This window comes from Mesobacillus sp. MER 48, from assembly GCF_023714225.1.
Taxonomy (GTDB): Bacteria; Bacillota; Bacilli; order Bacillales; family Cytobacillaceae; genus Mesobacillus; species Mesobacillus oceanisediminis_A.
In genome coordinates, this window is record NZ_JAMAUR010000002.1 from 1,008,572 (window position 1) to 1,030,561 (window position 21,990).

Here is a 21,990-nt window from a genome sequence, read left to right on the forward strand (position 1 = left end):
TAAAATACAAAAGCAAGATGACGTATGTACAGGCATACGTCATTTTTTTATAGGAAAACCAGCTAGTTTATTTATCTGAGGTAGTGAGGAGTTAAAATCATGCTTTTAAAGGATAATCCTCAGTTGTGTAGATATGGACATGAAGTGAATCTGTCTCAGCATCTTTCCCATCTAGAAGAGTTTTATTAGATATAAACTCCATACTATAAGCTGCGGGAGATCAGGTATCGCCAAAATTCAAATATCCGGGCATCGAAAAGAAAATGGAGCACTAATAGAATCTATTGAACTCTGATTTGTAAAAATGCAGGATAATGAGGTCACCAATAAAGTGTATAGGAACACTTATTTGTAAAAATATAGGAGAACGAGGTCACCAATAGACCGTATTGGAGCCCTGATTTGTAAGAATATAGGAGAATAAGGTCACCAATAGACCGTATTGGAGCCCTGATTTGTAAGAATATAGGAGAACAAGGTCACCAATAGACCGTATTGGAGCCCTGATTTGTAAGAATATAGGAGAACGAGGTCACCAATAGACCGTATTGGAGCCCTGATTTGTAATAATATAGGAGAATGAGGTCACCAATAAAGTGTATAGGGACACTGATTTGTAAAAATATAGGAGAACGAAGTCACCAATAGACCGTATTGGAACCACGATTTGTAAGAATACAGGAGAATGAGATCACCAATGGAGCGTTTTGTTGATTTCGTTTGTAAAAAAGTTAGGATTTTCGAGTGGGTTCCAAAAGGTTTTTTAAGTAAATAAGCGAATAAATTATAAGATTACAATTTTTGGATAGGGATTATGGTTTAATTATGGGCCAGCTAGTAATCCAGTGCCCAGTGATAATTTTTAAGAAAAGGAGTGATGTTTATGTTGAACAAAGTATGTGTCTTAACAATTAAGGTAGATGATATGGAGGCAGCTGTTGAATTCTATACAAAGAAGCTGGATTTTGAAGTGTCTAAGCATTATGGAGAGAATATCGTATCACTTGTACATAATGAGATTCCAATTGTGTTAGAAAAGAATGAAGGGGAACATGTTTCAGGTAACCCGAAGGTTTTGCTGGGAATTCTGTCTGAAAATATCGATGAGGATGTCAGCCAGCTTCGCCAAAAGGGTGTCAAAATCCTGTTTGATGAAGCAAGACCATGCCCGCCGGGAAGATACAATATCATCGAAGATCCATCTGGTAATCAAATAGAGGTTGTTGAGTTTTCAAATTTCAACTAACAGGAACTTATTTCGGTTTTTAACAAAAAGAACCACCCGCAAATCAACGGGTGGTTCTGTCTGCTTATTCTGATGGTTTCTTGCCTTTCGCTATGTCCGCAGCATAAGGAATGATTCCTTCAGCTTCGATACCGAAGGGATCAATTTGCTGGGAATGGAGGACAGTGCCGTCTTTATCTAGAACAGCGAACCCTCGAACAGCAATCGGAGACTCTGGATCTAGTAAATTAACCTTTTTGATCAATTTCAGGTCTTTATCCGAAATAACCGGATATTCAAGTCCCAATTCTTCCTTCATTGCTTTATGTTCCTTAACGGAAGATGCACTTACCGCGTAAATATTGCCAGGGAACTGGCTGAATAAGTCTTTTCGGTTCTGCAGCTCGACCAGCTGCGATTTACAGAAGTCTCAACCAACTCCTGTAAAAAAGAAAACAAGTGCAGGCTCTTCCATATTCTCAAAAGAAACATCCTTCCCGTTTTCATCTGGAAGGGTTAGCGTGGCAGACTCGGATTTTTCGTTTGAACAACCATTTATGATAGCTCCCACGGTGAAAAGGATGAGGATGAAGATTGACTTTCGCATGATGCACCTCCTTATGTATCTTCTCTAGTATATCGTTTTAAGATGAAATCTCATTATATCATTTATGGATAATTTGTATCGACTTTGATTTGTTTCATTTGAATGAAAAATCAGGAAGGTTGGTTTACCCTCTATCTACTTGGGAATGTGTCTAAATGTACAAAAATATATTGATGGAGGCTGAATCATGTATATCCACAAAAAAGAACTATTGTTCCCAGTCCAAGTCAAGAGCCCAAATCCTGCCCATGCTGCTGCAGTACTTGAACAGTTTGGCGGTGCCAATGGTGAATTGAAAGCCTGTCTCCAATATTTTGCCCAGAGTTTTAGTACCCCCGACCCTGCGATTCGCGATTTGCTGATGGACATTTCAACTGAGGAAATCTCGCATCTTGAAATGGTGGGGGAGTGTATCACTCAATTGATGGGTGGTACTGATAAAGAGCAGAAGATGGAAGAGATGGGTGCAGATGAAAGGAAAATGTCTGGTGAAGGAAACCTCTTATCTGATGCTAAAAACCAGATCAATAATATGATGCAGTTCAACTTTAATTCTACGGTTCAGAAAAGCATGATTCTCGATGGACATGGACTTGATTTTGTGGATTCTTCAGGAACACCTTTCACAGGGAATTTCATTAATAATGTTGGCGATCTCGTTGCGAACCTTCAATCAGATCTCGCTGCTGAACTTCGAGCCAAAAAGGTATACGAAGAATTATACCGCCATGTAGACGACCCGGGCGCAAGGGAGATGTTCCAATTCCTGATCGACCGCGAAGCTGCCCACGCCACACTATTTGAAGAGGCCATCATGCGTGCAAAAGAAATCGAAAATAAAAAAGCACATAAAACAGGCGACCATGTAAATATGTATTTTGACCTCTCACTCGGCGGCCTTGCCAAAAATGAATTCAGCTTTGCCAAACAAGCAAAGGTGTATGAAGGCCCAGTCGAGCCGAAAGAATAAGTGTCCTTTTTCCCCTCTGAATCTGCATGATTTGGAGGGGGTTTTTGTCTTGCGCTTTTTTAGATTTTAATTCGAATATCCGCAGTTATGACTTACTTTTCCCCCAACTAGATTGTAAAAAAGGAATTCCACATGTCCATATAGAAGTGGTTATGTAAAACAATGGGTTAAAGGAGTAAATATGAAAAAAGGTAAATTTTTGTTCTTATTCGGCTTGTTGTTATACATGTCAGGAATCTACTTATCGACCATTTGGGTTGTGCCAGGAGCAGCAATTGGTGTAACCGGTGGACTATTAATGGGTGCCAGTACTTATTATTTAGCAATGAAAAATTGATCTCCCGCTGCAAGATAGCCTCATTTCAACTTCTCATATTGCTCTCTGAACACTTTAAAAAGCCTCTCATCTCCACCGCGGTCAGGATGAAGGGCTTTTAGGAGCTTTTTGAATTCCTTTTTCAGGACCGGACTGCTTGTGTCCCGTTTTAAACCTAGCAATTCTTCCAGTTGGAATGTATCGGTGGCCGCAGCTTCAATCTGTGCATTCAGCATTTTTTTCAATGTCCGCACTTTGGATTGCTCAATATGCAGACGGGTATTTAATAGTTCAAGTTCTTCGTTAAGTTTTTGATTCTTGCGCTTGGACTTTTCTAGTTCATTCGTTAATTCATTTTTCTGTTCCTGAACAATAAATTCAATCAGGTCACTCAGATGAATTTTATATAATACATTTCTCCTCTGGGATCTTTCAGCTTTTAATTGTCCTTCTTGTATCCACAACAAAATCTCTTCATTGGTTACATCGATTCCGAAAGAAGATAATTGTTCAGCTGCTTCTTTGATTGTCAGCATCTATTTCACTCTCTTATCTTAAAAAATTATCAGACAAATCTATCTTACCATTGATTTTTTTCAGAAAAAGAACAGCAGTATGACATTGTGTTACATATAGCTATTTATGAAAAATAAAGGGGCTGGACTAAAAATGGCGTTTATCATGTCGGAAGTAATTGAAGTATTAGAACGGACTCCCAAAATATTAGAGCAATATTTAGTTGGCTTATCCGATGGCTGGCTTCAAACCAATGAAGGAGACGGGACCTGGAACCCATCCCAGGTTATCGGCCATCTTATTGACGGGGAGAAGTATAATTGGATTCCTAGATTGGAGTTAATCTTAAGTGAATCAAAGGAAAAAAGATTCCCGGTATTTGACCGATTTTCACATTTGCAACAATATCATGATTGGTCAATTGAGGAAAAAATGAAGGAATTCGCTTCATTACGCAGGGAAAATATTGAAACACTAAAACTGTTGATCACTGATAAAGCACAGCCTGAAATGACGGGAATCCACCCGGAATATGGAGAAGTAACAGCACGTGAATTGATTTCTACCTGGGTGGTTCATGATTTAACCCATATTTCACAGATAACCAGAGTGATGGCAAAAAAATATGAAGAATCGGTGGGGCCGTGGAAGAGTTATTTAGGTATCTTGAAAAATTAAATATATTTATGCAGCCCATTTCATAATTGATTGGGTTGCTTTTTTATGATTACACATCATTTCTGAATACTCCAGGAAGGAAATGTAAACAGATGAACAGAATATAGAGGTAAGTTTAATAGATTGGCAGGTATGGATATGCTGAAGGCGTATGTGAAATACATTTTATACATTCTTGACCATAAAATAAATGTCCTGGTTGAATGCTGGTCAGAGGGACTATACATCCAGGGTATCACCCACGATCTATCTAAATTCTATCCAAGAGAGTTTTTTCCTTATGCCAGGAAGTTTTACTCAGAAAAAAAATTAAGTGTAGAAGATGAATTAAGATGGCGTTATGCATGGCTGACTCACCAGCATAAAAATAAACATCACTGGGAGTATTGGGTGATTGACCCGAATAAAAAACAGGCCTTGCCTATGCCACGAAAATACTTACTAGAAATGGTTTGTGATTGGCGGTCGTTTTCAAGAAAGTGGGGAAGGAAGGTAAATCTATCGACTTTGGACCTTACTGATAAGATTATTCTTCATCCAGATACAAGGAAAGAACTTGAGGTAATCATGCGAAATAATAGTAAAATGGAATTGCTTTAATAAAAGATAACCTGAATAAAACTTGCATTCTTTATTTCCTTTTCGGAGTAATGGATTGCTGACTAATTGATTTAAGTCAAAATGCAAAGTCAATTATCGCAGTGTATTTAAGAGCAATTTATCCATGCTCTCAAGTCAACAAACCTGAATTTTTGTTGCAAAATCACTAAGCAAAGAAGGTAGCTAAATGGAGTTTTTTACTCAAGGATTATTATTCATAGCATTGTTTATTTTTATCATTCATTCGATCGAGACATTGGCTTATGCTGTAAGGTTATCGGGTGCACGCGTTAAAATGATTGCTTCTGCTCTTTCACTTTTTAATATAATGGTGATTGTCTCACGATTAGCGAATATGATGCAGCAGCCTTTTACCGGAAGCCTGATTGATAACGCTCCAAAAGAGAATACATTAGAGTTTGTTGAAGCTCAATTCCGGATCCTTATTGGTGCATCAACTCTTGGTACAGTTTTTGGAATTATTCTGCTTCCCACTTTTGTAGCATTATTTTCGAGGGCAATTATTCATTTATCAGAAGAAAAAGGATCTGTGCCTTCCTTGATGAAGAGGCTTTTTTCATTGCAATACATAAAACGCGGCATCACTCATTTTAGTCTTCCTAAGTTTTCATATCTACAGGGAACGAAAATGAATGAGATTCCGGTAAGGCTCTTTTTTGTAAATATGATCATAACGGCGATTTATACCATTGGGGTTTTAGCTGCACTGTATGCAGCATTATTAGTACCTGAAAGAGCTGCTACAGCTATTATGGCATCTGGTTTAATAAATGGGATTGCAACGATCCTTCTGGTCATTTTTGTTGATCCCAAATTATCTGTCATAGCAGACGATGTTGTCAATCAAAGAGGGAGTTACAATACCCTTAAAAGTATGTCAATCATGATGGTAACCTCAAGATTGTTAGGAACAATTCTTGCTCAGGGACTGTTCTTATGGGGAGCAAGATATATTGCCTGGTTTACAAAGTTTATCGTGCTGTTTAGATAAAAAAGCGGGAATAGATATTTCTTGAAGTCCAGAGACTGGTTTTATGAATTCATTTCACTAAACAAATGTTAAAAAAGCCTTGGAGCATGTATAGGATCTGCTCCAAGACAACACCACTAAACAAATTAAAATTTTACCTGATTGCTCCGTGCGGCAAAACAGCATGAACTCCTTTTACGCCGTTCACGACCTGGGTGACTCGTAAGTCAACGGTCACACTTGCTAGTGCAAGGGCTTCTGTGCGCTCTATTTCGTGAAGTTCACATAACAAGTCGACCACCTCATCAAGTGCCTGTGCGGCTGCGAGGTTGAGGTCCTCATTGAAGCCGAAAGTCAGCCAGCCATCCGGGGTGTTAGCACGCGGCAGCTTCAGTGAAAGATCATCCCTCAGTGTCAGGGTGATATCGACCAAATCCATTGGACACTCGATTGCCGTGCCAGATAATTCACCATCTCCCTGTGCAGCGTGGCCGTCACCGATTGAGAATAATCCTCCTTCAACAGAGATCGGAAGGTAAAGGGTACTGCCCCTTTTTAACTCCTTGCAGTCGATGTTGCCGCCACAGTAACGGGGAGGGGAGGTGCGATGTACGCCTGGTTCAGCAGGAGCGACGCCCATCAGGCCGATGAATGGATTTAAGGCAACATTGACCGGTCGGCCACTTACCTCGGTCCTTGCAGTCATTGTGCTATGATTCAACTCCCAGTCGAGTCTGATTCTCTCGGATCCCGTTAGACCAACTGCGTCATTTTGCCAGCTTTTTTTGCCCCCTGCCCAGTTCGTCCCATACCATCCGGGCACAACATCATTCAATTTCACTTCTAGCACCATCCCTGGCTTTGCCCCTTTGACTTCAATCGGACCAACCATCGGATGGAGGGGAGTTTCTTCTTTTACAGCAGACTGAAAGAACTCTCTTTCAATTTCTTTGGATGCTGAATATCCCCATTCAATGTCTGGAGTCTGCATGCGGATTGAGTCTCCAGAGTTAACTGTAATGATTGGTTTATATTCATTAGAGAAAGACCCGTGCAAATTTTCTGATTTCAAATCAATTTTATGTATCATGGATTCATCTCCTTATGCAATTTCATTTTTAACTATTTCGTCTTTTGGCTTTCTTTTAAAAAGCCTTGGATTGGTTCCAATATAGACGCCTGATAATACCAGTGCTGCTCCGGCTGCATGAGCAGCTGTGAAATTTTCGCCTAAAAATAAAGTAGCCATAATGACCGCAGAAACCGGCATGACATTGATGAAAATTGATGCTTTGGCGGCGCCAATTTCTTTGATTCCGTTATAATACATGACGAATGAAACGACCGTGACCAACACGCTCATATGGATAATGGCGAACCAGGTTGTACCTGATGCCTTTTGGACGTCCTGCCAGGATGTTTCAGCCAGGGCGAACGGAAGTAAAAAGAAGGTACCGAAAACAACTGCGTAGGTAGTGGACTCGACAGAGCTGAACTTCTTCAGAACCACTTTTCCAACTACACTGTAGAGCGCCCAGCTTACTACAGCACCCATCAAAACGAAATCAATTGGATCGAAACCGAGTTGAATCAAGTTCATGAGATGCCCATCAGTTATGATAAAAAAAGCACCAGAAAGGGCAATCGCCAATCCAATAACATTGTTGCGGGTGATGGTTTCTTTTAAAAATAAAGCTGATAAAAGCACAATCAACACAGGGTTGGACGCAATGAAGAGGGAGCTTTTAATGACAGGTGCATGCTTACTCGCCAGGAAAAAGAAGATGTTATATAATGCGATTCCAGTGAGGCCAAGAACGGCAAATAAAATATAATCCTTCAAGTTCGGTTTCTGGCGATTTTTCTCCATCAAGAACATGAGAGGAATGAGGAGGATGGCAGCCCCAAAAAAACGAAAAAAGGCGACAGTCGCCGGTTCGAAGCTTTGTACTGCGTATTTTCCGGCAATGAAAGCACTGCCCCATGTTGAGGTGGCAAAAGTCAACATGCCATATGTAAGCCATAATTTTTTGTTCATAGTTGTCCCTTCTTTATGTACGATTTAAATAGTATTGTAGCATCTTTTTCGAAAAGCGAAATAATAATTTAGTAATTTCTGAAACTTTTTTAGTTAAGGAGTCACAAGCAGGAATTTGATATTCCTTGTTTTTCTGCAAAAAAAGGCAGAATTCTCTTTTTATAGATTACCTTTACGCCATGTACATTTGAAAAGGAAATAGGACAGGAAGTGAAGCAAGTAATTGAATAAAAGCAATACCCAGGCAGAGGCACTATCCCTTTGTTTTTTTTTATTCCTACCTGTATTTCTAATAATGCTAAATACGTCAATTGACATACCCTGCAGAGTTAAAATAGGGCTATACGAGTCAATAAAAAAGGTCGTTTAAAGCTAGTTATTAAACATATTACCTAGGAATTAATATCAAATTCAGGACCAAGGAATCATTTTTATGCTTCTCCTACATCCAACCGGCGCCTTCTATACTGGAAATAATTAGAAAGTATTAGACTTGGTATGTAACTAATTGATTTTACACTGATTAGGAATTATTTTAAAAATTTCCCAACTAAAACTTACTATTCATTTTTTGAATATTCAGATTTATTCTCCTAAATTTCGACAAACCTGTATCACACAAAAGGCTATGGTTTATTTAGCACCTATTTTGACATAGAGTGTGCGACGAAAGGAGGGCAGGAAATTAGACTAAAGGAAAATACTTAGGAGGTAGATGGATGAAACGTAAAAAACGCCGATTATTATCCGTACTTCTATCCACAGCACTTGTTGTACCATTGCTGCTTCAGCCACAGATGCAGACAAATGCAGCAACAAAGGGAGTCAGTGTTTCTGCAAAGGAAGCAGTCCAGACTGCAAAACAAAAGGTAAACAAAAAGCTTTATACGCAATTTGAAGATCAGGATAAAGTAACGTTCCTGGTAAAAATGAAAGAGCAGGTGGATACGAAAGCTGTTGCTAAGGAGGCAGAGAAAAAAGCCAGCCTGGCTAAAGCAACACCGGCAAAAACCAAATCAATGAAGCGCTCGACGATTGTATCAGAATTAAAAACAACGGCACAAGAAACACAGATCAATGTAATGGAATTCCTCAGGGAGCAAGAAAAGAAGGGTACAGCTAAGGAGGTCCATTCCTACCATGTGGTGAATGCCATTGCGGTAACAGCCACAAAAGAAATAATGGATAAAGTTGCTGCTTTTGCTGAGGTTGATAAAATCCTTCCAAATGAAACAAGGCAGCTGTTTGTTCCGGAAAAATCAGCTGTTGCTGTTCAGGACCCTGTTGCCAAAACCAATTCAATCGAATGGAATATCGACCGTGTAGGAGCACCAGCGGTCTGGGATATGGGAATCGATGGGAGCGGAATAACCGTAGCAACAATCGACACAGGGGTACAGTGGAATCACCCGGCATTGCAGGAGAAATACCGTGGCTATGACTCAGCCACCGGACAAGTATCCCATGCTGATCATTGGTTTGATGCCGTTCGTGGACAATCTGCACCATATGATGACCATGGGCATGGGACGCATGTTACCGGTACTATGGTAGGGTCCGAGCCTGATGGTGGAAACGTCGTTGGAGTTGCTCCAGGCGCCAAATGGATCGCTGTTAAAGCATTTACAGCTTCTGGCGGTACAGATGCTGACTTACTGGAAGCTGGTGAGTGGATCCTCGCTCCAAATGGAAATCCTGATTTAGCTCCTGACGTTGTCAATAATTCATGGGGCGGTGGACCGGGATTGGATGAATGGTATCGCCCAATGGTTCAAGCATGGAGAGCGGCTGAAATATTCCCTGAGTTCTCTGCCGGGAATACGACTTTCAGCAATCCTGGGGGACCTGGTTCTGTTGCGAACCCGGCCAATTATCCGGAATCAGTCGCAACAGGTGCGACAGACATCAATAATAATTTGGGAAGCTTTTCTCTCTTGGGCCCGTCTCCATATGGAGAAATCAAGCCTGAGCTGTCAGCACCTGGAGTGAATATCCGCTCATCAGTACCTGGAAGCGGTTATGAGGGCGGCTGGAATGGAACATCTATGGCCGGACCTCATGTCTCAGCTGCAATCGCATTATTGCTGCAGGCAAATTCAAGTTTGACTGTTGATGATCTGGAAGAGATTATTATGACGACAGCGCTGCCTTTAACAGACAATGCTTATCCAGAATCACCGAATAATGGCTATGGTTCTGGATTGTTGAATGTTTTTGATGCGGTTTCCTCGGTTGTTTCTGGTTTGGGGAAATTAAAAGGACAGGTTACAAAGGATGGAGACGACAGTGAAGCACCGGTGTTGGAGCATTCCCAACCTGCCACGGTTTTCGCAGGAATGCCACTGACTTTAGAGGCTTCAGCTGCCGACAACATCAGTGTAACAAATGTTGAAGTTGAATATCAATTGGAGGATGGAACCTGGTCATCTATTCCCGCTGCACGAACTGGCGGTGACTATAAAAATGGTACGTATCAGGCTGCTATTCCAGGTGAAGCGATATCCGGGAACGAATTTTCATACAAATGGAAGGCAGTGGACTTTGGCGGTAATGAAACGGTAAGTGAATTTACCGTGACCGTGCTGCCAGGAATCACTGTAGGCTATGAACAAAACTTTGAAAATGATGCTTCTGGCTGGACCTCTTATGGAGCCGCAAACAGCTGGGAGTGGGGCACTCCGACCAGTGGTCCTGGTTCAGCATTTTCAGGAGAGAAAGTCTATGGAACGGCTCTTGGCGGAACCTACCAAAACCGAGCGAACATGTCATTGCAAATGCCGCCGATCGATTTGCCGGAAGGCAGCAGTTACCTGCAATTCAAGCAATGGTATAACCTGGAGAGAAATTATGACTACGGCCATGTGTTTGTCTCCACTGATGCTGTTAACTGGGTGCAAAAACTGCGTGTAAACAATCTATCGAATGGCTGGATTGATGGTGAAGTAGACTTGAGTGAATATGCTGGCCAAAGAATTTTTATCGCCTTTAACGTCACAACCGATGGCAGCGTAGTCAGGGATGGATGGTATTTGGATGATGTTTCTTTAACAAATACTCCGCTTGCCGCGCCAGCTAAGGCTGACACGACAGGAAACAAGGACGACGAGAAGGATAGCCTGAAAGAAAAGGTTGATCCAAACAAGATCCAAATGTCACTGCCTAAGCATCAAAAAGCTGAAAATTCAGCAAATCCAATGGCATTGCCTATGCAGGCTCAAGTGACGGTTATTGAATCAGGGCGTTCCGTAAAAACAAATCCTGCTAATGGAAGTTTCGAACTGACACATGCTGCCGGTACATTCACGGTGGTAGCAGAAGCTTATGGTTTCCGTCCACAGACTCAAACTGTAAACATTGCACAGGATGGAGAGACAACAGCCAACTTCAATTTAGAAGAGTTGCCAAAAGGAACAATAACCGGTTCCATCACGAATAAGGCAACTGGTGAGCCTGTAGCGGGTGCGACCGTTTACCTATTGGAGGATGCGAAGATAGCACCTGTTGAAACAGACGAGAATGGACAATATTCGCTGACTGCATATGAAGGTGAATACACGCTAAAAGTAATTGCTCCTCATTTTTACAGTCAGGAAGCGACTGTCACCCTTGATGGGGATGTTGAGCAAAACTTTGAAATTAAACCATTCATCGGTTACCCGGGTGAAATCGGTTATGATGACGGCAGTGCGGAAAATGCTCGGGCATTCTATGACGCGGGCAATGGCTGGGCCGTGAAGATGTCGTTGGCTGAGGGCAACAACAAAGCGCTGGTTACAGGCGGTCTATTCCGTTTCTGGGATACTGAGTGGCCGGTTCCGGGCGGCACAGCCTTCAAAGTGGAAGTATACGATGCCACAGGAACTGATGGATCTCCAGGCAAGAAGCTGGCAGGACCAATTGATGCCACTGCATTGAGAAACGGCGAGTGGACACATGTTGATTTGAGCAGCCATGGAATCGTAGTAGAAGGAGATTTCTACCTGGTATATATCCAGGCTGGCATCAACACAGCTTCACCTGGCCTGGCTACCGATGAAAACGGAAAGAATGCATTAAGAAGCTGGCAGTTAGTAGGTGGTGGCTGGTCACCTTCTCCAGAGGATGAAGGAAACTATATGATCCGTGCGGTAGTCGATTATGAGGTTACGACACCAAGTATCTCTTCACCTGTAGATGGATCTTTTACAAAGGAAAGTTCTGTAAAAGTAGAAGGATCGGCAGCGCCAACAACGACTGTCCATATCTATAATGATGGCGAAGAGATTGCAACCACAGCTGCAAGCGATAATGGCAAGTATGCAGTTGATATAGATCTAAATGAAGGCACGAATGTATTGACAGCCAAAGCATCGACAGAGCAGGGAATTACTGATGCATCAGAGCCAGCAACAGTGGTTTTTGACCCTAATGCACCTGAATTGTCGATTGCCTCCCCTGCAGATGGAAGCAAAATCAACAAAGAAACCGTTACGGTTACCGGCGCAATTACTGATGCCAATCTGGACACTGTTACAGTTAACGGAACTGCAGCGAAGGTGGAGAACGGAACCTATTCAGCCAGGGTAATGCTGGATGAAGGGAAAAACGAAATCAAAGTGGTTGCAGTGGATAAGGCAGGAAACGCAACTGAAAAATCTATAAAAGTAGATGTGAAATACACTGCACCTGTGATTTCAAATGTTAAACCGGAAGAAGATCAGACCTTGAAAAAAGGAGAAAGCGTAAAGGTCGAATTCACTAGTGAAGAAGACCTGGATGCGACGTTTGTCATTCATATGCCATTAACGAGCAATTCACTGACAATGAATGCAACAGAGCTTCCAATGCGTGAAGTATCTCCAGGAAATTACGCAGGCTACTATACAGCGACTAAAGATGTTGTGGCAGATGGCGCCATCATCGAAGTCAAAGCCGTTGACGCCTATGGCAATGAAACAAGAAAAACCGCAGAGGGAAAATTGTTCATCAATGTGAAGAAAAAGAGTAATAAATAGTATTTGTTTTAACAAGGAAGGGCCTTTCGCTTAATTGCGGTAAGGCTCTTTTTTTGAGGGGAAAACAACAGGAATTAAGAAGAGTTCATCTTAACTCAAAAGAGTCATATTAAAGAGGTAAGAAACGGTAAGACCCCTATATCATTCAATGGAAGGAGATGGTAATATACTAAATAAGGAGGGGTATTATGAAGTATATTCTCTTTGTTGTTCTCATTATAACAATAGTCTGGTTAATGAAGTTCTTATTAAGAAAAGCCTTCAATATCCCAAAGATTAAAAGGAAGGTATTTTCCTATAATCATATAAATAAAACGCATCGAAATGCTGAATGGATTCTGCGAATTACGACTGTAATCACTTATCTGATTTTATTTTTTAAATTAATGTATCGAGATGTTTCGGTAAATCTTTTCCTTCTGGTCCTGACATTACTGATCACTGGGCAAAACTTTCTGCGCGCTTATTTTGAATGGAAAGCTTCAGACCATCCAAAAGAGGCCATTCTTTCCATAGCGGAAGGACTTGTTCTTATTGGAATCGTTCTCCTCGTTATCCAGTTTGAAGTATTGACTAGGCTGACCCAATAAATTATTTAGCATGAAGGCGGCATCATATAATTGTGTGGAGAGGAAGGACTTAAATGATTAAGAATAATAAATATTTAGCCATGGCCATCATCTTTTTCTTTATTTCGATTGCTCTTAATTTTCCATTCCCTCACGAATATCCTGTTGGTCAGGAATTTTCATCAGCATTTAATTTTCCAATCACCACTATGGACGGAGTGAACTATATTGGGGTCACAGGCCTCATTTTATTTATAATCAGCTTATTTTATCTCGTTAAATCGCTTGATCAATATCATGTGCGAATGGTTTTGATCGTGATATTTCTTGTTGTGTTCCTGCCGATGGAAATGGTGAAGGCATACCAGAACACCTTTGCTACTGGAATTTATGCCATCGAGTACGAAAGAGGGGAGAGCAATTTCACGTTCGAGATGAAAGACGAAACAACATTATACGCAATTTGTGTTCTCCCATTTGAGAACCACAGCAAAGAAACAGTACAATTCAACATCAAATTTTATGAAAAGTATTTGTTCGAAGATGACTATCCGATGCTATCTCTTTTAAATGAAGGAGGCCCATACAAGGTTACCCTCCATGGAAAAGAGAGCAAAGTGATAACAATCGAGACTCAAATTGATTTAGCTAAATTAGGAAGAGGCGGATTAAGTGGCCAAGGCTCAGGAATCAATTTGATGATTGTGGATGGCAAGAAAGTAAGGAAGCTATAGGGATTATTTTCTTATTAAATGAAAGGAGATTAAACATTTGACTGCTATCGCAAAAGGAAGTTTTGCTGGTCTATTGGCAGGAAATCTCCTTGGTCTTTTTTTGAACTTAGTAGAGTCGGTTACTGGACTAAAGGTATACATATTGCTTCTGAATGTTGATTATATCCCTTTTTTAAAAGACATTAAAGTCTCTGAAATAATTGAGTTTTTACTACATTTGATAGTTTCGATGGTACTTGGTGTCCTTTTACATATCTATTTAATAAAAAAGGACTTCCCAATTAAACAGAAAGTTAGATTTGTTGTTAAGGTTTCCTTACTAATAGGACTTTTCCTATACCCCACAACCATGCTTTCTGACCGGACACCTGAGATCTCCAGTGCATATTCCTTCCTTTTCTGGATGGTTGGGCATGGTTTGTATGGTGTAGCGCTCGGAAAGATGCTCATTTATGGGAAAAGGGTAAGAGGGTGAGGTTTAAAAGGGCTTTAATTGTAATTATTGTGGTTTTACTTATTTATGGTATTAACAGATGGGATGATTATAGGGAAAAGAATCTGGCCGAAATCCTTGATGCCAATTAGAATATAGTGACCATCGAATTACCATTCCTAATTTAATTGAAAGGGATGTAGCCCTTTTCGGAATGGATCAATATGATATCATTAATGAACCTATCGACTACAAATGGTTGGAGGATTATTTAGCTAAGCATGGACAAAAATTTTAATCTTTTTTTCAACATTTTCTCTAACTGGTAAAAAAACAAAATGGATACGCTATGAAAAATGAATCGTTCAGTCATCATCATTCCATTTTTAAAAGAATGTGGTGGTATTTCCATCAAAAGAAATGCCAGGAGGTTACGCTCCTGGCATTTGGTTTATTCTGTATTCTGATGGAAGGTGAACTTATTTTTGCCTGCCTTTTTGGAAGCATAGAGTGCTTCATCCGCATAACTGATGACAGTAAACGGATCAATATCATGCTCTGGCCAAACTGCTCCACCGATGCTGCATCCAACCATAAGCTGTGCATTCTCAAGATGATAGGGTTCGTTTATGCTATTGATTAGTTTCTCAGCAATATTAGCAAGTGAAAATTCCACTGATTCTGACGGTGTTTCAAGCACGACAAGGAACTCATCGCCGCCGAGCCTGAATATCTGATCGTCTTTACGCGTGCTATCTTTCAGTCTGCTTGCTACTTCTTTAAGGAGCAAATCACCGGTATGATGTCCGTGAGTATCATTGATTAATTTAAAACCGTCCAGATCCAGATATAAAAACGACAGTGACTGATCTGCCATTTTAACTTTATTCATAAACTGGTCTAATGCGACACGATTGCCTAAACCTGTTAAGAGATCCTGGTGGGCAAGGGTTTCCATCTTTCCTAAATTGGACTCTGTCCGGATTAATGAGTCAACGAGATCTCTAAGGGAACCGGATAGGAGTTCAAGGTCTTTGATTCCTTTTATATAAGGGATTACCGCTTCATTCCCTGTTCTAAGCTTATGGGCAGCTCTTGAAATTTTTCTTAAAGGATTCGAAATGAAACCGGCAAGAAGCCAGCCTATGAACGCAAAGATAACAGCCGTTATGGTACCAAGTTTGATAATGTATGATTTCAAGTGTTCAACAGGGGAAAATGCATGATCTGTGGGGATACGGACAATGACTTTCCAGCCAAGACCTGCATAATCATAATGGCCGTCTCCGACTGCAAACCCCGTCAGATACTCTTTACCATCAGGCCATTCTTCTACTAGCCAGTTGTTCTCACCCTTGGTCGCTTTTTGAACACTTTCTACATCTAGCAGGGTTCCTGTCATTCCTTCTGGCCCTAACAGTACCGTGCCGTCCAAACCGCTCACAACAAAAACTTCCGCTTCGCTTAATTCATCCTTTAAAGGTTTGATAATCGCTGCCTTTACTTGTTTCGACCATTCCCAGCTTAAATGTGCAGCCAACACACCGCTGAAATTCCCATTTTTATCGGTCAAAGGCTTGCTGATATCGACGAATTGCATTGGTTCTCCATTTGGATTGGGCAGCAGGTTAGCAAGGAGGACAGCATTATGGACATCGCCGATAAATGTTCCTTTTTTTCCTTCCTGGTAAACAGGCCGATTAGAAATATCAGTGCCAACGAGGATTTTGTCTGACGCTGCAACCACTCTCCCGGATGAGTCAGTCAATCCAATCCACGAAAATACATGAATGCTTGATTTTAATTGGTCCAATAATGCCTGGGCCGATTGGATGTCCTCCTGGGATTTGATATCATCAATCTTGCTCAGTACTTCGACCTCTCCGATTCGTGACCACATGAACGAATCTAGCTTATCAGCCATAAGATAGGCAGTAGTAGAAAGGCTGTTCCCAATCTCTCTTTTAATCGTTTCACCTGAATGCTTGCTGATCGTAATACTCAACAACATGGTAAGTGCAATGATGATCACACCAAAAAATAGAGCCATATAGGCTCGAAGGTTGATTTTCATTTAAATTGATCCCTTTCGCGCAAAAAAACTAAAGTCTCTACTTGGTTATTTCGACATGCTTTGCAAATTCTTTAGTAGAAAAAATTTCTATTTTGATCGCCATTTCGATAGAATTGCACCAATTCCAGCAAAAACCAAAGCAGCAAAAGTAAACTTAATGATTGAAATTTGTTCAAGTAAGGGAGTATGGGTCGAACGATCTGAGGAAAAAATGGACCACCAGATTGGTTCGGAATAAAGGCTTGATGCAATCAGCCAAAGCAGAAAGAATACAAGAAGCGAAAAGATATAATATTTCACAGATACACCTTCCTTACTATTGATCGCTCTCACGAATAATTTCCATATAGAAACGGATGGCATTCAGATAGTTTTCAATACTGATATGCTCATTCGTACCATGCATCCGGTTCAAATCTTCAGATGTCAATTGGACGGGAAGGAATCTGTAGGTGTTTTCGGAAATACTGTCATAATGTTTTGCATCAGAACCGGCAAACATCAGATAAGGTGCAATGACTGCGTCTTGGTAAACGTTGCGGGCGCCTTGCTGGATGGCCTTGAAGTGCCAGCTGTCAACAGAGGAAACACCCGAAGCTTCAGAACCTTGAATCGTCACTTTTATCTGGTCATCATCTATCGTCTTTTCAATATATTCTCTAACTTCGCCCAGTGAATCTCCTGGCATAAGACGGAGATTAATTACGGCTGAAGCTTTTTCAGGAAGGGCATTATATTGTTCTCCAGCCTGAAAAATCGTTGGCGCAATCGTTGTGCGGATCAAGGCTGCCGATGCCGGCTGCTGCAGAAGGATTCTTTCGATCACAGGCTCAAAAATGAGCTTATTTGCAAATACGTATTTCATTCCAAAGCCCATTTCTGGAGCGACGAATTCAAATAAGTCCTCGCCAGGACCCTGTAAGTCCGCAGGGAATTGAGTGTCTTCCAGCTTAGAAATAGCTCTTGCAATCCTGCCTATATTAGTACTGTTTTTCGGCTGGGAAGAATGGCCGCCACTGCCTTCAATTGTAAGTTCTGCTGTTGCTGAGCCTTTCTCGGAGATACCAACAACACCCACTGGTTTATCTACACCCGGGACCATGTTTTCGACGATGGCTCCGCCTTCATCCAGAACAAAGTCAAAGTTGATTCCTCTTTCATTCAAAATGCTGACAATCTTGCTGGCACCTTCATCTCCGCCAATTTCCTCATCGAATCCAAACATAAAGTAGATGTCTCGCTCAGGCTGGTATCCTTCCGACAGCAAATGCTCGGCAGCTTGGAGAATGCCAATGACACCGATTTTGTCATCAAGTGTACCGCGACCCCATATCTTACCGTCGGCTTTGGTGCCGCTGAAAGGGGGATGCTCCCAGTTTTCCTCAGTACCTTTAAGAACGGGAACAACATCATAATGGCTAGTCAAACCGACAGGGGACTTTGCTGGGTTAGAACCCTTCCATATAAAAATAAGTGCGTAGTCATTCACTTTTTCCAATTCAAGATTTTGATAGACTTTGGGGAAGCTCTTATCCAAAAAAGAAAGAAAAGCGTCAAACTCACGCATATTCATCTTGCTTCGATCCTGATAAGAGATGGTCTGGAATTGAATAGCCTCTGACAGTGTTTCAATTGCGCTGTCTTCATTCAGGGAACCAGAGAATGAATCAGGTGCTGGCTGACGAGATTTCAAGGTGAGGGCAGTGGACATGGTGATGGCCCCGAATAATAGGAGCAGGACGCCAAATATCGTCAAGGTTAACTTCAGCTTTTTCATAGATAACTTGAACACCTCCAAATTTTCAAAAAAGCCTCCGGTTTCCCAGAGGCAGTTCGTTAGGCAATTTCAGGTGCATGAGATTGTTTTTCCGGTTCTGGTACGAACGCAAGAATGATCATCCCAATGACAAAGAGGATGACAAGGCTGAAAACGCCCATGCTCGAATTTCCTGTAAGCTGTGCTGTCAGACCGACCATAAGCGGCCCCATGATCGAAGCGAATTTTCCAAAGATATTATAGAAACCGAAGAATTCATTTGCATTTGCTTTCGGGACCAATTTGGCAAAATAGGACCGGCTCAGTGCCTGGATGCCACCCTGTGAGGTCGCAACCAGCATCGCCAGAATCCAGAAATCAGTCGTTGTTTCCAGGAAGTAGGCATAAATACAGACAAAGATATAAACAATGATACCTACATAAAGCATTTTCTTGCCGGTAAAACGTTCGGACAATTTTCCAAACAAAATCGCGAAAGGCCAGGCGACAACCTGCGTTGCGAAAAGAATGATTAATAGGTTAGTAGAACTGATGCCTAGATCGGTTCCATAGGCTGTAGACATCGTGATAATGGTTCCTACACCATCAATGTAAAAGAAATATGCTAATAAGAAAAGAAATAATGCCCTGTATTTGCGAATTTCCTTGAATGTTTTCCCTAAGCGTCTAAAGCTTTGCAGAACCAATTGTGGTTCACGCTCAATATAATGCTTTTGGTGGACATTTTTAAACATGGGTATCGAGAAAAGTCCCCACCAAAGCGCAGTGATGATGAAAGCAATCTGGCTTGCCAGTGTCATGGAAATCGGCAACACCTTGGTCTGTGCCAAAATAATGATAGCGATACTGATGATGAAGGGGATCGTACTACCGATATATCCCATCCCATACCCGCGCGCTGACACCCTATCCATCCGTTCATCGGTGGTAACATCTACGATAAATGCGTCATAAAATACATTTGATCCTGTCGATCCCAGTACTGCCAAGGTGTAAATCACCAGCAGCATCAGCCAATTTCCGCTTGGCACAAAAGCCAATCCAGCTGTAAATACAATTCCCAGAGTGAAGAATATCCGGAAGAATCGTTTCTTCATCCCTTTGTAATCTGCGATCGTCCCGAGAATCGGTCCTATCAAGGCGAGAATGAAGGTGGCGATGGCAATTGTATACCCAAGATAAGCCGTCGAATTCGACAGGCTCACACCAGCTTCGGTAGCAGAAGCCTTGTAAAAGAGCGGAAAAACAGCTGTCGAAATGATTATCGAATAAGCTGAGCTGGCCCAGTCATAGCGAATCCAGCTGCTCTCTTCCTTTGTGAAACCTTTCATCATTTTGCCCCCAATAATTTATATTTTTAAATTGCAGATACATTACAATTCGCTTCTGAAACTGGAATAACCTTCATTTCCAATCTTTAAATATCCAAAATCCCCTCGATTACGCGGCCGTCTGTATCACCAAGGTCCAATCCCAGCAAGCGGGCGAAAGTAGGGCCTTCGTCTACGAGATGCATAGAACGAACAGAAATTCCGGGGAGAATCCCTTTGCCTGCTGCAAAGAAAACCGTGTGATACCCGTCTTTATCAGGGGAGTAACCATGACAGGCAAGTGTGTATTTTTTGCTTTTAGCATCCTGTTCGCTGACTTCTTCAATGTAATCACCGTCGATGTCCTCACTAAAATAGAAACCTCTGGCAGCTTCAAGCATCCTGAAGGCAGTTCCATCTGCGCCTAACATGTTCGCTTCCTGGCCTGTAATAATTTTTTCGATTCCATTTGATTGATCTTGAAGCAGCTGAGCTAAAAGCTCTGCAACTGTGTTTTTTGTTTCAATATTGTTCTCACCATTTACATAAACGTACGCCGATCCGTCACAGCTCTTACAGTAAGCTTTCCAATCTGTCACTTTGCCAGCACCATTCACCTTGATTAATCCCCGTTCTTTAAATAATACGTTCAATTTCACGACTTTAGACTCGTCAAGAGCACTGTGATCTCCCAGGAGGACAAAGGTGGTGTTTTCAAAAATACCGGCCTCCTTGGTTGCCTCAAGGATTTTACCCAATCTTAGATCATGTCGATGAAGAGCTTCCTGGGCTTCATTCGTTGAAAAACCGTGCATATGCCGCTGGGAATCCAGGTCGACAAAGTGTATCAGTATCAAATCGGGCTTCTTCGTTTTTATTGTTTCAACAGTTGTTGCTAGTACGAAGTCATCAAGTTCTGGCTGGCTAAGCCCCTTTCGGATGTGGCCGAATTTAGAATTCATCTCCAACTGGTATCGCGGACTTCCGTTGAACAGGGAAACCGGAATCTGGTGGTGCCACGGCCTGTTTGAAAAAATTTCAGGCATATTGTAGTCTATGTCGGCTTTTGCCGTCACAGGCCAGAGCAAGGCAGCTGTTTTCATGCCGGCCTTTTTTGCCTCATCATAGAGGGTTGTCCCTCTTATGTGGTGACGATGCCAGTACCAGTCCGGAGAAATCCTTCCCGGCTGTATGAATGTATTGTTCACGATTCCATGGCGATTAGGGAAATTCCCCGTCACAATCGTCGCATGGCATGGATAGGTCACAGAAGGATATATTGTCTCAACTTTTGTGCAATATGAACTTTTTTCAATGAATGCTTTGAAATTAGGCAGTTCCCTGAGCAATGGTACATCATGCTCAGAAAGACAATCGAATGAGATGACGATTAAATGGTCTGTCAGTTTGGTCATGGCAGCCTCCAAATGATGTTTATATTTTAAATATAGCAGAAGAATCTGGAAAAAAATCAGCTTTTCTGTGTTAGAAGGAATTTACTTGTCAACAAAGAAGTAATAAGTATCTGAAATTTTGGAGGAAAACAAAATGGACCTGGTCGATAAAGCTTTGCAGATTGCATCTATTGCTCACGAAGGCCAATACCGAAAAAACACAAAAATCCCTTATATTGCACATCCTGTTGCGGTTGGCATGATTCTGCAAGAAGCAGGTTATAGGAAGGAAATGGTTGCAGCTGGCATTCTGCATGATACAGTGGAAGATACCGAATTGACATTGGAGGATATTGAAAGAGAATTCGGAAAGGAAATAGCCCAGCTGGTAGAAGGCTGTTCAGAACCAGACAAATCCCTGTCCTGGGAAGAACGAAAACAACACACGATCGATTATTTAAAAAATGCTCCTGAGGAGGTCAGGGTGGTCGCTTGTGCAGACAAGCTTCACAATCTCCGATCAATCCGGCTTGATGCCGAAATCTCCGGAGAACAAGTGTGGAACAGGTTCCGACGAGGCAAGCAGCATCAGGAATGGTATTACAGGAATGTGATAAATAGTCTGGGATTTGTCACAGAATTCCCTTTACTTGAAGAATTGCGAAACGAAGTTTACTTGTTATTTGATAATGAAGAAGGCTGATTTTTCGGCAATAGTAGAGGCTTGTCCCAAAAATCCTTGATGGAACAATTCCAACCAAAGA

Annotated in this window: 19 protein-coding genes and 1 pseudogene; 11 read left to right on the plus strand and 9 right to left on the minus strand. The window is 41.6% G+C overall.

The genetic code is table 11. The features are described from left to right. Positions 1–883 precede the first annotated feature (883 nt). Positions 884–1,246, plus strand: a complete 363-nt coding sequence (locus M3593_RS11330) for a VOC family protein (protein ID WP_186326699.1) — start codon at positions 884–886, stop codon at positions 1,244–1,246. 64 nt (positions 1,247–1,310) lie between these two features. Here the strand turns inward: M3593_RS11330 and M3593_RS11335 are convergent. Together M3593_RS11335 and M3593_RS11340 are read right to left on the minus strand one after the other, a co-directional pair. Then, positions 1,311–1,640, minus strand: a pseudogene (locus tag M3593_RS11335) (redoxin domain-containing protein); the annotation flags it as partial. Between the two features lie 15 nt (positions 1,641–1,655). Then, positions 1,656–1,832, minus strand: a complete 177-nt coding sequence (locus tag M3593_RS11340) for a hypothetical protein (RefSeq protein ID WP_186326698.1) — start codon at positions 1,830–1,832, stop codon at positions 1,656–1,658. 187 nt (positions 1,833–2,019) lie between these two features. Here M3593_RS11340 and M3593_RS11345 point away from each other — a divergent pair, with 187 nt between their 5' ends. Together M3593_RS11345 and M3593_RS11350 are read left to right on the plus strand one after the other, a co-directional pair. Continuing rightward, a complete protein-coding gene (locus M3593_RS11345; protein WP_251541333.1) occupies positions 2,020–2,802 on the plus strand; it encodes a manganese catalase family protein in 783 nt (260 codons plus the stop codon). Positions 2,803–2,983: 181 nt separating this feature from the next. Then, positions 2,984–3,139, plus strand: a complete 156-nt coding sequence (locus M3593_RS11350; protein ID WP_186326697.1) for a hypothetical protein — start codon at positions 2,984–2,986, stop codon at positions 3,137–3,139. 20 nt (positions 3,140–3,159) lie between these two features. Here the strand turns inward: M3593_RS11350 and M3593_RS11355 are convergent, their stop codons facing one another. Beyond that, positions 3,160–3,654 carry a helix-turn-helix domain-containing protein gene (locus M3593_RS11355; RefSeq protein ID WP_144475594.1) on the minus strand — a complete coding sequence of 165 codons (495 nt, stop codon included), beginning with the start codon at positions 3,652–3,654 and terminating at the stop codon, positions 3,160–3,162. Positions 3,655–3,787: 133 nt separating this feature from the next. On the opposite strand from M3593_RS11355, the gene M3593_RS11360 reads away from it, so the two are divergent. From M3593_RS11360 to M3593_RS11370, 3 genes are all read left to right on the plus strand, one after another. Beyond that, positions 3,788–4,312, plus strand: coding sequence for a DinB family protein (locus M3593_RS11360; RefSeq protein ID WP_144475593.1), 525 nt, complete (start codon positions 3,788–3,790; stop codon positions 4,310–4,312). Between the two features lie 138 nt (positions 4,313–4,450). After that, positions 4,451–4,912: a DUF5662 family protein gene (locus M3593_RS11365; RefSeq protein ID WP_251541331.1), complete on the plus strand. Its 462-nt coding sequence runs from the start codon at positions 4,451–4,453 to the stop codon at positions 4,910–4,912. A 187-nt stretch (positions 4,913–5,099) separates the two neighbouring features. Next, complete coding sequence (locus M3593_RS11370; RefSeq protein ID WP_251541329.1) at positions 5,100–5,924, plus strand: lipid II flippase Amj family protein; 825 nt, start codon at positions 5,100–5,102, stop codon at positions 5,922–5,924. A gap of 133 nt (positions 5,925–6,057) precedes the next feature. Here the strand turns inward: M3593_RS11370 and M3593_RS11375 are convergent, their stop codons facing one another. Continuing rightward, positions 6,058–6,993, minus strand: a complete 936-nt coding sequence (locus M3593_RS11375) for an acetamidase/formamidase family protein (RefSeq protein ID WP_144475590.1) — start codon at positions 6,991–6,993, stop codon at positions 6,058–6,060. Between the two features lie 12 nt (positions 6,994–7,005). After that, complete coding sequence (locus tag M3593_RS11380; protein ID WP_251541327.1) at positions 7,006–7,941, minus strand: DMT family transporter; 936 nt, start codon at positions 7,939–7,941, stop codon at positions 7,006–7,008. 719 nt (positions 7,942–8,660) lie between these two features. Between M3593_RS11380 and M3593_RS11385 the strand changes: the two genes are divergently transcribed. The 4 genes from M3593_RS11385 (at position 8,661) to M3593_RS11400 (ending at position 14,713) form a co-directional block, all read left to right on the plus strand. Beyond that, on the plus strand, positions 8,661–12,935 hold the full coding sequence (locus tag M3593_RS11385) for a S8 family serine peptidase (RefSeq protein WP_251541325.1): 4,275 nt from the start codon (positions 8,661–8,663) through the stop codon (positions 12,933–12,935). Between the two features lie 188 nt (positions 12,936–13,123). Further along, positions 13,124–13,525 carry a DUF4181 domain-containing protein gene (locus M3593_RS11390; RefSeq protein ID WP_251541323.1) on the plus strand — a complete coding sequence of 134 codons (402 nt, stop codon included), beginning with the start codon at positions 13,124–13,126 and terminating at the stop codon, positions 13,523–13,525. A gap of 53 nt (positions 13,526–13,578) precedes the next feature. Then, positions 13,579–14,238: a hypothetical protein gene (locus M3593_RS11395; RefSeq protein WP_251541321.1), complete on the plus strand. Its 660-nt coding sequence runs from the start codon at positions 13,579–13,581 to the stop codon at positions 14,236–14,238. A 37-nt stretch (positions 14,239–14,275) separates the two neighbouring features. Continuing rightward, positions 14,276–14,713 carry a hypothetical protein gene (locus M3593_RS11400; RefSeq protein ID WP_251541319.1) on the plus strand — a complete coding sequence of 146 codons (438 nt, stop codon included), beginning with the start codon at positions 14,276–14,278 and terminating at the stop codon, positions 14,711–14,713. A 409-nt stretch (positions 14,714–15,122) separates the two neighbouring features. Here the strand turns inward: M3593_RS11400 and M3593_RS11405 are convergent, their stop codons facing one another. The 4 genes from M3593_RS11405 to M3593_RS11420 all read right to left on the minus strand — a co-directional run bounded on the left by M3593_RS11405 (position 15,123) and on the right by M3593_RS11420 (position 21,247). Beyond that, positions 15,123–16,745, minus strand: coding sequence for a diguanylate cyclase domain-containing protein (locus M3593_RS11405; protein WP_251541317.1), 1,623 nt, complete (start codon positions 16,743–16,745; stop codon positions 15,123–15,125). 316 nt (positions 16,746–17,061) lie between these two features. Then, on the minus strand, positions 17,062–18,522 hold the full coding sequence (locus M3593_RS11410; protein ID WP_144475582.1) for a M20 family peptidase: 1,461 nt from the start codon (positions 18,520–18,522) through the stop codon (positions 17,062–17,064). Positions 18,523–18,581: 59 nt separating this feature from the next. After that, positions 18,582–19,856 (minus strand): MFS transporter, encoded by a 1,275-nt coding sequence (locus M3593_RS11415; RefSeq protein ID WP_251541308.1) that lies wholly within the window; start codon positions 19,854–19,856, stop codon positions 18,582–18,584. Positions 19,857–19,939: 83 nt separating this feature from the next. Continuing rightward, positions 19,940–21,247, minus strand: coding sequence for an alkaline phosphatase family protein (locus M3593_RS11420; RefSeq protein ID WP_251541306.1), 1,308 nt, complete (start codon positions 21,245–21,247; stop codon positions 19,940–19,942). Between the two features lie 133 nt (positions 21,248–21,380). Between M3593_RS11420 and M3593_RS11425 the strand changes: the two genes are divergently transcribed. Beyond that, the gene (locus M3593_RS11425) at positions 21,381–21,929 is read left to right on the plus strand and encodes an HD domain-containing protein (RefSeq protein WP_144475580.1); all 549 of its coding nucleotides are present in this window, start codon (positions 21,381–21,383) and stop codon (positions 21,927–21,929) included. Positions 21,930–21,990: the final 61 nt, after the last annotated feature.

Bases quoted from the DNA above. Each gene is read 5' to 3' on its own strand.
- M3593_RS11330 (WP_186326699.1), top strand. From the start codon at position 884: ATGTTGAACAAAGTATGTGTCTTAACAATTAAGGTAGATGATATGGAG.
- M3593_RS11340 (WP_186326698.1), bottom strand. From the start codon at position 1,832: ATGCGAAAGTCAATCTTCATCCTCATCCTTTTCACCGTGGGAGCTATC.
- M3593_RS11345 (WP_251541333.1), top strand. From the start codon at position 2,020: ATGTATATCCACAAAAAAGAACTATTGTTCCCAGTCCAAGTCAAGAGC.
- M3593_RS11350 (WP_186326697.1), top strand. From the start codon at position 2,984: ATGAAAAAAGGTAAATTTTTGTTCTTATTCGGCTTGTTGTTATACATG.
- M3593_RS11355 (WP_144475594.1), bottom strand. From the start codon at position 3,654: ATGCTGACAATCAAAGAAGCAGCTGAACAATTATCTTCTTTCGGAATC.
- M3593_RS11360 (WP_144475593.1), top strand. From the start codon at position 3,788: ATGGCGTTTATCATGTCGGAAGTAATTGAAGTATTAGAACGGACTCCC.
- M3593_RS11365 (WP_251541331.1), top strand. From the start codon at position 4,451: ATGCTGAAGGCGTATGTGAAATACATTTTATACATTCTTGACCATAAA.
- M3593_RS11370 (WP_251541329.1), top strand. From the start codon at position 5,100: ATGGAGTTTTTTACTCAAGGATTATTATTCATAGCATTGTTTATTTTT.
- M3593_RS11375 (WP_144475590.1), bottom strand. From the start codon at position 6,993: ATGATACATAAAATTGATTTGAAATCAGAAAATTTGCACGGGTCTTTC.
- M3593_RS11380 (WP_251541327.1), bottom strand. From the start codon at position 7,941: ATGAACAAAAAATTATGGCTTACATATGGCATGTTGACTTTTGCCACC.
- M3593_RS11385 (WP_251541325.1), top strand. From the start codon at position 8,661: ATGAAACGTAAAAAACGCCGATTATTATCCGTACTTCTATCCACAGCA.
- M3593_RS11390 (WP_251541323.1), top strand. From the start codon at position 13,124: ATGAAGTATATTCTCTTTGTTGTTCTCATTATAACAATAGTCTGGTTA.
- M3593_RS11395 (WP_251541321.1), top strand. From the start codon at position 13,579: ATGATTAAGAATAATAAATATTTAGCCATGGCCATCATCTTTTTCTTT.
- M3593_RS11405 (WP_251541317.1), bottom strand. From the start codon at position 16,745: ATGAAAATCAACCTTCGAGCCTATATGGCTCTATTTTTTGGTGTGATC.
- M3593_RS11410 (WP_144475582.1), bottom strand. From the start codon at position 18,522: ATGAAAAAGCTGAAGTTAACCTTGACGATATTTGGCGTCCTGCTCCTA.
- M3593_RS11415 (WP_251541308.1), bottom strand. From the start codon at position 19,856: ATGATGAAAGGTTTCACAAAGGAAGAGAGCAGCTGGATTCGCTATGAC.
- M3593_RS11420 (WP_251541306.1), bottom strand. From the start codon at position 21,247: ATGACCAAACTGACAGACCATTTAATCGTCATCTCATTCGATTGTCTT.
- M3593_RS11425 (WP_144475580.1), top strand. From the start codon at position 21,381: ATGGACCTGGTCGATAAAGCTTTGCAGATTGCATCTATTGCTCACGAA.